10 protein-coding genes are annotated in these 9152 nt (G+C 41.6%); 8 read left to right on the forward strand and 2 right to left on the reverse strand.

The features are described 5' to 3' along the window. From GNF10_RS32420 to phnM, 8 genes are all read left to right on the forward strand, one after another. Positions 1-642 (forward strand): carbon-phosphorus lyase complex subunit PhnI (locus GNF10_RS32420; protein WP_185607361.1); only part of this gene is annotated, 642 nt, incomplete at its 5' end. Then, positions 639-1061 (forward strand): fosfomycin resistance glutathione transferase, encoded by a 423-nt coding sequence (locus tag GNF10_RS32425; protein WP_185586495.1) that lies wholly within the window; start codon positions 639-641, stop codon positions 1059-1061. The genes GNF10_RS32420 and GNF10_RS32425, both read left to right, overlap by 4 nt. Then, positions 1058-2266 (forward strand): alpha-D-ribose 1-methylphosphonate 5-triphosphate diphosphatase, encoded by a 1209-nt coding sequence (locus GNF10_RS32430; protein ID WP_185586496.1) that lies wholly within the window; start codon positions 1058-1060, stop codon positions 2264-2266. The genes GNF10_RS32425 and GNF10_RS32430 overlap by 4 nt, the downstream gene beginning before the upstream one ends. Before the next feature lie 31 nt (positions 2267-2297). Further along, a complete protein-coding gene (locus tag GNF10_RS32435; RefSeq protein ID WP_185586497.1) occupies positions 2298-2855 on the forward strand; it encodes a phosphonate degradation HD-domain oxygenase in 558 nt (185 codons plus the stop codon). Then, positions 2852-3742: an alpha-D-ribose 1-methylphosphonate 5-phosphate C-P-lyase PhnJ gene (locus GNF10_RS32440; protein WP_221644689.1), complete on the forward strand. Its 891-nt coding sequence runs from the start codon at positions 2852-2854 to the stop codon at positions 3740-3742. The genes GNF10_RS32435 and GNF10_RS32440 overlap by 4 nt, the downstream gene beginning before the upstream one ends. Positions 3743-3747: 5 nt before the next feature. Then, positions 3748-4518, forward strand: a complete 771-nt coding sequence (gene phnK / locus GNF10_RS32445) for a phosphonate C-P lyase system protein PhnK (RefSeq protein WP_185586498.1) — start codon at positions 3748-3750, stop codon at positions 4516-4518. Between the two features lie 156 nt (positions 4519-4674). Beyond that, complete coding sequence (gene phnL, locus GNF10_RS32450; RefSeq protein ID WP_185586499.1) at positions 4675-5406, forward strand: phosphonate C-P lyase system protein PhnL; 732 nt, start codon at positions 4675-4677, stop codon at positions 5404-5406. A gap of 3 nt (positions 5407-5409) precedes the next feature. Further along, positions 5410-6546: a phosphonate metabolism protein PhnM gene (gene phnM, locus GNF10_RS32455; protein ID WP_185586500.1), complete on the forward strand. Its 1137-nt coding sequence runs from the start codon at positions 5410-5412 to the stop codon at positions 6544-6546. A 511-nt stretch (positions 6547-7057) separates the two neighbouring features. On the opposite strand, the gene GNF10_RS32460 is transcribed toward phnM, so the two are convergent. After that, positions 7058-8272, reverse strand: a complete 1215-nt coding sequence (locus tag GNF10_RS32460; RefSeq protein ID WP_185587322.1) for an ISAzo13 family transposase — start codon at positions 8270-8272, stop codon at positions 7058-7060. Between the two features lie 59 nt (positions 8273-8331). Beyond that, complete coding sequence (locus GNF10_RS32465) at positions 8332-8700, reverse strand: hypothetical protein (protein WP_185587319.1); 369 nt, start codon at positions 8698-8700, stop codon at positions 8332-8334. Positions 8701-9152: the final 452 nt, after the last annotated feature.

The following is a 9152-nucleotide window of genomic DNA, read 5'->3' on the forward strand; positions in this document are numbered from 1 at the left end:
ATTCCCAATTCCCAATTCCCTCAACCTTTTGACCTAACTCGTCAACCATTGACCTTTCCTGCTGGGCGGGATGCGAGACTACAAAATCTGGCACGTGCAGACGAGGGGTTTTTGCTATCTTTGGCATATTCTACACAGCGAGGCTATGGCAGAAACCATCCTTTTGCCGGAGAGATTCGTATGGGGGAAGTAGAGGTGGTAATTTGCCCAGAAGAATTGGGATTTGAAATAGCGATCGCAGATATTACTGTCACCGAGGTGCAAATGGTAAATCAGTTTAAAGGTACTAAAGAATTACCTGCTCAGTTTACCCGTGGCTATGGACTCACCTTTGGTTACAACGAACGTAAAGCTATGTCGATGGCGCTGGTAGATAGGGCGATGCGAGCAGAGGAATTAGGAGAAACAATTCAAGGCCCAGCCCAAAATGTCGAGTTTGTACTTTCCCATTCCGATAACGTTGAAGCACAAGGTTTTGTCCAACACCTTAAACTTCCACACTACATTGACTTTCAAGCTGAGTTAAATCTGGTGCGGAAAATCCGAGAGCAGCAGCTAAATAATCAATCGTCATTAACGGGTACTGCGGAAGAATCTGAGCCTTTAGAAAATAGTGATTTGGTTTTGGAAGAAGCGAAATGATTACAGGAATTAACCATATTACTTTGTCTGTCTGTGACTTGGAAAAATCTTTTAATCTTTATACCGAAATTCTAGGTTGTCAAGCGATCGCTAAGTGGCAAACAGGCGCTTATCTACTGGCAGGTGACTTGTGGTTGTGTCTATCTTTAGATTCCAACACACGCACAAATCCTATGGATGAGTACACTCATATTGCTTTTAGTATCTCTGAAGAAAGGTTTCTAGAATATAGCGATCGTCTCAAATTTTTAGGAGTCAAACAGTGGAAACAAAATACAAGTGAAGGCGAATCTATATATATTCTCGACCCCGATCACCACAAACTGGAACTGCATATAGGTGATTTATCTTCCAGAATTGCCGCTACTCAAAAAGCTCCATATAAAGGCATAAAATTTTTTACTGAGGTAAGTCAGTGACAACACCTAAAAATATTCAAATATTATCAAAACCAACCAACACAAAAATTGCTATCCAAGGAGTAAATGCACTAACTCCCGATGGTTGGCTGGAAGATGCCACAGTTTTAATTGAAGATGGGCAATTTACCAGCATTGATCAGGCCAGTAGTCCTAATGGATTTCATCTGGTAAATGCTCAAGGACTCCAGATGTTGCCAGGAATTATTGACTTACACGGCGATGCTTTTGAAAGGATGATTTGCCCTCGCCCTGGAGTTAACTTTCCTCTACCAATAGCGATCGCAGATAATGACCGCAACCTCTTGGCATCGGGTATTACAACCTTTTACTGCTCAATTACCGACTCTTACGAACCAGGTTTACGCAGCCGAGATTCTGCTCGTGCTTTAATTGACTTCATCTTAGGGACAGGAAAACAAGTTTTAAATTGCAATCATCGCATTCATATCAGGCATGAAGAGGCAAATATCGCCGGACATCAAGAATTGTGTGATTGGATGGTATCCGGTCGTGTGCATATTTTGTCTATCAACGATCACCTACCACCCCCTGGAAATCAAAAGAGATTGAGCCGATATCTCAACAGTGTGAGGCAAAGATCATCGATGTCATTAGAAGAAATCGAAGAATTAGTCAACCAAGTAACAGAACGACGACATGAAGGAGACGTGCAAATAAAACAACTGGTGGATTTAGCTCATACCTACGGTATTCCTCTCGCTTCTCACGATGATGATAGCCCAGAGAAAGTAATACTAAGTCAACAACGCCGAGTAGCGATCGCAGAATTTCCCGCTACTGTGGACTTAGCTGCTAAATCTCGTGAATATGGTATAGCCGTCCTCATGGGTGCGCCTAACTTAGTGCGCGGTGGTTCTCACTTAGGTTTAATGAGTGTCACTGAGGCGGTAAAAAATAACGTTATCGATTGTCTTTGCTCAGACTATCATTATCCTTCCTTGTTCTATGCACCCTTCAAGCTTCAAGAATTAGGCTTGATGTCTTTTGAACAAGCATGGTCATTAGTTTCCAGCCAACCAGCAGAGGCGGCGGGAATTAGCGATCAAAAAGGTAAAATCGCTTCTGGTTTAGATGCTGATTTCCTGTTGATATCTCCTGATAATTCTTTATTCTCTGCAATTACTGCGATTCGCTCTGTATATGTAGCAGGAAAAGAAGTTGCTCGATATCAAATTCAATAAATATCCAGTCAACAGTCATCAGTTACCTATTATGAAACCTACTATCGAAAGCATTATTGACCTGTTCACCGAGAAGGGTTCTCAATCCTATGGTGCGGAAGCCGTCAGCCAGCTAGAACACGCTTTGCAATGCGCTACCCTCGCTGAAATATCAGGTCAAAACCATGAATTGATTACTGCTTGCCTACTCCATGATTTAGGGCATTTAATCCATGACTTGGGAGATAATCCAGCCAGCAAAGGCATAGACGATCAACATGAACATCAAGCCATTCCCTTACTACGTCAGATTTTCAGTCCAGCAGTTACACAACCAATTAGGCTTCATGTCGTCGCCAAACGCTATCTTTGCTCAGTTGTTCCTGAATATTGGGAAAGTCTCTCAGCCGCATCTAAACGCAGCTTAGAACTGCAAGGAGGCATATTTTCCCCAGAACAGGCAGAGAAATTTATTCAGCAACCCTATGCTCAAGATGCTGTGCAGTTAAGGATTTATGACGACAAAGCCAAAATTACAAATCTGCCAACACCTGATTTAAACCATTTCACCCAATTTATAACCGCCTCTTTGATCTCGCCAATAAAATGAATATTTCTCCCAATTGCCATTACCCCTTATCCCCAGAGGGGGCCCCAAGTTCCCCAGAAACAGGCTTTAACTTTGCTTATTTAGACGAGCAAACAAAACGTTCCATTCGTCGCGCCTTGCTGAAAGCCGTAGCGATTCCAGGACATCAAATTCCCTTTTCTTCCAGAGAAATGCCCATGTCTTACGGCTGGGGTACTGGTGGAATTCAGGTAACAGCTGCTGTGATTGGTCAAACTGATGTCTTGAAAGTCATTGACCAAGGAGCAGACGACACCACTAATGCTGTTAATATTCGTCGCTTTTTTCAAAAAGTTTGTGGTGTAAAGACAACAGAACGCACACAAGAAGCAACTTTAATTCAGACTCGCCACCGCATACCCGAAACACCACTACGGGACGGACAGACTTTAGTTTACCAAGTACCAATACCCGAACCTTTACGCTGGCTAGAACCTTCATCTGTAGAGACAGGCAAAATGCACGCTCTAGAAGAATACGGAGCTATGTATGTCAAGCTTTACGAAGACATTACTACACATGGACATATTGCTACATCATACGACTATCCGGTAATGGTGCATAACCGCTATTTGATGAGTCCTAGCCCGATCCCACGTTTTGATAATCCCAAAATGCAGATGAGTCCGGCATTGCAATTATTTGGTGCAGGGAGAGAAAAACGCATATATGCAATTCCACCTTACACCAAAGTCAAAAGCCTCGACTTTGAAGACCATCCCTTTACTGTAGAAAAATGGGATAAAGCCTGTGAATTATGCGGTTCTACAGAAAGCTATTTAGATGAGGTAGTGATTGACGACCAAGGTGGGCGAATGTGGATCTGTTCAGATACAGACTACTGTAACAATTCAAAAGTAAAAATTTAAAACCGATGAAACCTCTTTTACAGGTTCACCAAATAAGTAAATCTTACGGTGCAATTAAAGCCTGCGATCGCATTTCTTTTAATCTCTTTCCTGGGCAAGTTCTCGGTATTGTCGGAGAATCAGGTTCAGGTAAGTCTACTTTGCTGAGTGCAGTTGCCAATCACATTGCTGTTGACAAAGGTAATGTTACTTATACTAGCCATAGCGGTGAAGACTTAGAAATTTTTCAACTTGCGGAAGCTAAACGGCGGTTATTAATGCGAACTGAGTGGGGCTTTGTGCAGCAAAATCCCCGTGATGGTCTGCGAATGAAGGTCAGTGCTGGAGCAAATATCGGCGAACGCCTACTAGATATTGGGGTACGGCACTATGGCAATATTCGGGATGAGGCTAGGCACTGGCTACAACAAGTAGAAATTGACCCCACAAGGATAGATGATCTGCCAGTTCGCTTTTCTGGGGGGATGCAACAAAGATTACAACTTGCCCGTGTATTGGTGACACGCCCTCGGTTGATATTGATGGACGAACCGACGGGAGGGTTGGATGTGTCGGTGCAAGCGCGATTATTAGATTTGTTACGATCGCTTGTCCGCAATTTTCACCTTAGCGTGATTATAGTTACTCACGATATCGGCGTAGTCAGGCTTTTAGCACACAGATTATTAGTTATGCAACAAGGACAGGTAGTGGAATCAGGTTTAACTGACCAAGTACTTGATGATCCACAACATCCATACACCCAACTCTTAGTCAGTGCTGCTTTAACACCCTGATATTTGTTGATTGTTGACGGTTAACAGTCAACAGTCAACAAATATCAGGGTGTTGCGCGGATTTCCAAGGCACTCTGTTGGGCGGCTTTGCCGACTTGAAAGAAATACCACCGCGTTGAAGCAACTGGCGTTCAACAGTCATCTATTTTCTTAACCATGCAATCATTAACTGTTAATCATCGTCCAGTAAGCTCTTCTGGCAAAGCACTTTTACAAGTTGAGAATTTGCGAAAAAGTTTTACTCTGCATCAGCAAGGAGGCATTAATCTATCGGTGCTAGAAGGTGTTTCTTTGAGCGTTAATGCTGGGGAATGTGTCGCCCTTTCTGGAGCATCTGGCAGTGGTAAATCTACATTTATGCGCTGTTTATATGCTAACTATCGCGTTGATAGTGGTTCAGTCTGGATAAAACATCAGGAAGATTGGGTTGATTTATGTCAACTCGCTCCCCATGAGATTTTAGCAGTCCGGCAGAAAACCATTGGATATGTCAGTCAGTTTTTAAGAGTAATTCCCAGAGTACCAGCCTTAGAAGTTGCCGCAGAACCACTATTAGAATTAGGGGTAGATATAGATGTCGCATATAACAAAGTTAAAGACTTATTTTGTCGCCTCAATCTCTCAGAACGACTGTGGCATCTTTCCCCTACTACCTTTTCTGGAGGCGAAAAGCAACGGGTAAATATTACTCGTGCTTTAGCAGTTGATTATCCTATTTTACTACTGGATGAACCAACTTCAGCCCTAGACGCTACCAATCGCCAAGTAGTCATTGAACTGTTGCAAGAGAAAAAAGCTAAAAGCTGTGGCTTAATTGGCATTTTTCACGATGAAGAAGTGCGATCGCAACTTTGTAACCGCGAATTAATTTTTGGTAAGGATAATTGAACCATGAATGAACAGATTTACACTAACTATCGTCTGCAACTACCAGATCAAGAACTGCTAGGTACTTTAGTAGTGCGAAATGGATTGATTGCTGAGATTCAACCAGGGATTGTGAGTCATGGTCAAGATGGTCAGGGAGATTATCTATTACCAGGATTGATTGAGTTACACACCGATAATCTCGAACGCTGTATGTCTCCCCGTCCCGGTATTCGTTGGCCTTTAGAAGCCGCAGCAGTTTATCATGACCGAGATTTAGCCAGTGCAGGAGTAACAACAGTATGTGATGCGATCGCAATTGGTGATGTGGCGGCTGGCTCTCCTCGCTTAACTAACTATGCGCCAATGATTGATGTCATTTCCCAAGCACAAGTCGCCGGACGCTTCTGTGTGGAACATCGCATTCATCTACGCTGTGAACTGGCTTTTGAAAAGGTTTATGAGATTACAGCACAATACTCAGATCATCCTCTTTTATCAATGATTTCGCTGATGGATCATACTCCAGGTCAACGGCAGTTTACCCGGTTGGACAAGTTTAAAGAGTATTACATGGGAAAGCACGGTGTTACTCCTGACAAAATTGACGAGTTCATCATCATTCGTCAGCAACAGCAACAACTATATGCACAAAAAAATCGTATGGCTTTAGTAGAACTTACCAAAGCCAAAGGTATTTCCTTAGCAAGTCACGATGATGCTACCGTGGAACACGTCCAAGAAGCGGTTCAAGATGGAGTAGTGCTAGCTGAGTTCCCAACTACATTAGTAGCTGCCAAAGCAGCGCATAACTTAGGATTACAAGTTTTGATGGGTGCGCCTAATTTAGTGTTAGGTGGTTCTCACTCTGGTAACGTTTCAGCTATGGAACTTGTTTTGCACGATTTAGTTGATGTGATCTCTTCTGATTATGTTCCTCAAAGCTTATTGCAATCCATCTGGATAATTGCCCATAAGACTGGCAAGCCTATTTACCAAGCTATGCAATTATTTACCAGTAATCCAGCCAAAGCCATTAATCTATTTTGCGATCGTGGTAGTTTGGAGGTCGGAAAAAGAGCTGATGCCATCGCTGTTCATGATGATGGTATTATACCCCGTTTGAGTGCAACTATCTGTCGAGGTGATCGTATTTCTTAAGTTAAAAATATTATATGTAAATGCTGAGAGAGGGAGAGGACATGAAAGCTAAAACTTAGACATAATAAGCTCTATAGCCCTCAAACCTCGTAAATAATATTCAATGTTATTACAATTTAATTTCATTAATTTTGAACACTACACCAACAATTATCCATGAAACTTACTTAGGTTTGACTATATAAATCGGCATAAAAACTACTATGTCTCCTGATCAATCGTCCATATTTTTTAACTTTAGCAATATATTTTTTTGTACACCAATACGGATTGCTCCTCAATATTACTATTTACCATTTTGGATTAAAATTTTCAATATATTGAAATGACCCTTTTCTCATCAATACTATATATTTAATATAATAAATATTCAACACGAAGTTAAAAAGTTTTCGATTGGTGGTAGCATATTTAGGTTCATCGGCTCTACATTTACATTATGCAGCTTAAATGCCGATTAGCTTAGTTCAATTATCTCTTAGAGCTTGTCAAGAAACAACTTTTACAAGTCTCAGAGAATATTGAGGTTTGGTGAGATAGTGTAATTCCATTCGCCATGAAATTCATGTGGCGTAATTTGCACAGTTGCTAGTTCTTCATCTGAGACTTTCACTTTTGTCGGATACAGCCCTGTATCTAGTTGTGCTTGTACATTTAATCCAGTTTTTGTTTTGGTCGCACTAATTAACTGAACAATGACCTCGTGACTCGTTAACGGACAGCCTCGCCAATTCATGCTGATATGTGAAAATAACCGATGCTCAATCTTATTCCACTTGCTAGTTCCAGGAGGCAAATGACAGACAGTGATATCTAACCCTGTAAGGGTAGCAAATTTTTGCAGTTCGAGTTTCCATAATCGAACACGATAGCCATTGCTGCCACCACAATCAGCATTGATAAGCAACTGTTTAGCATTAGCATAAGTTACACTACCGATAGTTTCCCACCAACGTCGTAAGGTAGTAACAGCAAAACTAGCAGTATCATGATCTTGTCCAACTGATACCCAGGCATTATTTTGTCCAATATCATAGATTCCATAGGGGATAGCTTTACCTAACTCTGGGTCAGGAAAATCATGAACATTCACTTCAATGGGTTGCTTTTGGGGCTGCCATTCTTGACCTGGATTTTTAAAATTTCCGACTAATTCCTTCTTTTTGGCATCCATTGAAACGACAGGTAATTGCTGTGCTAAGAAGGTTTTAGTCTGCTCATTAACATACTGAAACTGAGCATCTCTGTCTGGATGCTGGTTGCCTTCACGGGTTTTGACATTTGCTTGGAGGCTGTAGTGTTGGGCGTGAAGCAACTGAGACACAACTTGATGACTGACTGGGTAACCTTGTTGCTTCAAAGCAGTTGCTAACTGACGAGTACTTTTACAAGTCCATCTCAAAGGAGATTCCGGATCTCCACGAGTATCGGGGTCAATTAGATGGTTTAATGCTGACAAAATATCTGGATAGGTTTCTTCAATGCGTTTACGACCACCACCAAGGATACGAATTCGAGCTTCAAATTGTGGGATTTGTGTTTCTAACTCAGCGAGTCCTCGATGAATCGTAGGGCGTGAAACACCGCTAGCACGAGCAACTCGTGAGATTCCGCCATATCCTAAGCTATGAGCTTCAGCAGCTAATAATAACCGTTTTTGTCGCTCATTGAGATGGGGAAGAACCAGTTGTAGTTTCACAGCTAACTCCTCATCCAAATCATTCATCATTTTACTCATTACCGAATCGGAACTTCACCGCAAATATGCCTGTACTTAGATAAGATTCATTCATTAATTGTCGGTAGAGATATCCTTCCATACGGCAAAGGCTTATCGAAATTAATCCCAAATCCTCCATTAGGCTGCTGTTTCCATGCCAAGTGATACCGAATCACTTGATGAATGTCGTAAGCACAACGAGCCTCTTCTGGGACACGCTCATCTCTGATTCCAAAATGTGCTTGTTTTGGCATCAAGGTAATTACGCTGTTTAGTGCTTTTAAAGTTTCGGTCAATTCTTGATATCGAGCCTCTGGCAATGAACTAAAAAGCCAAGCCACTTCTTCAAGTTGTCCCATGTAGATCCGGGATAGAAGTTCACAAGCCTTTGAAATCACACTTAATTGTTCATCGCTCAGTTCTAAGGTTGCCATGTCTACCCGTATTTATATCTATTTCTTGTTTTGTCACACTAGCAAGCCCTAGTATTTACCTACTCGTTCCTGTTAGCTTTTTTCATAGTTTGAGCATAACATCTATACTTCAACATGTAAAAGTTGTTTCTTGACAGGCTCTAAGGTTCGATAAACTCGGAGGCGTTTTGTTGAAGTTGCTGCTAATAGGGGTAAATATAGCGAAGACACTGTTGGCGAAATATTGCTTAACATTAAAAAGTGATAAAAACCAATCAATTTGGAGAAATCGTGACTTCTTGCAGCAGTTTTGGCACCAATCAGAAACTGTCAATCAGATGTTTTATTTCTTGAATAAATCGATTAAGTGCTTTCTGTGCTGCTTTGTAAGCTGAGGCTTGCCGTCCCAACTTCAATTCAAATAAAATGCGATCGCGTATCGCCTCAAAATCTACAACGTCATGCACAAAGTT

Origin of the sequence: Nostoc sp. UCD121 (assembly GCF_014222285.1) — a bacterium.
Taxonomy (GTDB): domain Bacteria; phylum Cyanobacteriota; class Cyanobacteriia; order Cyanobacteriales; family Nostocaceae; genus Nostoc.

What these genes read in the sequence shown, in the direction of transcription:
- GNF10_RS32435 (WP_185586497.1), top strand. Translation starts at nt 2,298, where the DNA reads ATGAAACCTACTATCGAAAGCATTATTGACCTGTTCACCGAGAAGGGT.
- phnK (WP_185586498.1), top strand. Translation starts at nt 3,748, where the DNA reads ATGAAACCTCTTTTACAGGTTCACCAAATAAGTAAATCTTACGGTGCA.
- GNF10_RS32465 (WP_185587319.1), bottom strand. Translation starts at nt 8,700, where the DNA reads ATGGCAACCTTAGAACTGAGCGATGAACAATTAAGTGTGATTTCAAAG.
- phnM (WP_185586500.1), top strand. Translation starts at nt 5,410, where the DNA reads ATGAATGAACAGATTTACACTAACTATCGTCTGCAACTACCAGATCAA.
- GNF10_RS32425 (WP_185586495.1), top strand. Translation starts at nt 639, where the DNA reads ATGATTACAGGAATTAACCATATTACTTTGTCTGTCTGTGACTTGGAA.
- phnL (WP_185586499.1), top strand. Translation starts at nt 4,675, where the DNA reads ATGCAATCATTAACTGTTAATCATCGTCCAGTAAGCTCTTCTGGCAAA.
- GNF10_RS32460 (WP_185587322.1), bottom strand. Translation starts at nt 8,272, where the DNA reads ATGAATGATTTGGATGAGGAGTTAGCTGTGAAACTACAACTGGTTCTT.
- GNF10_RS32440 (WP_221644689.1), top strand. Translation starts at nt 2,852, where the DNA reads ATGAATATTTCTCCCAATTGCCATTACCCCTTATCCCCAGAGGGGGCC.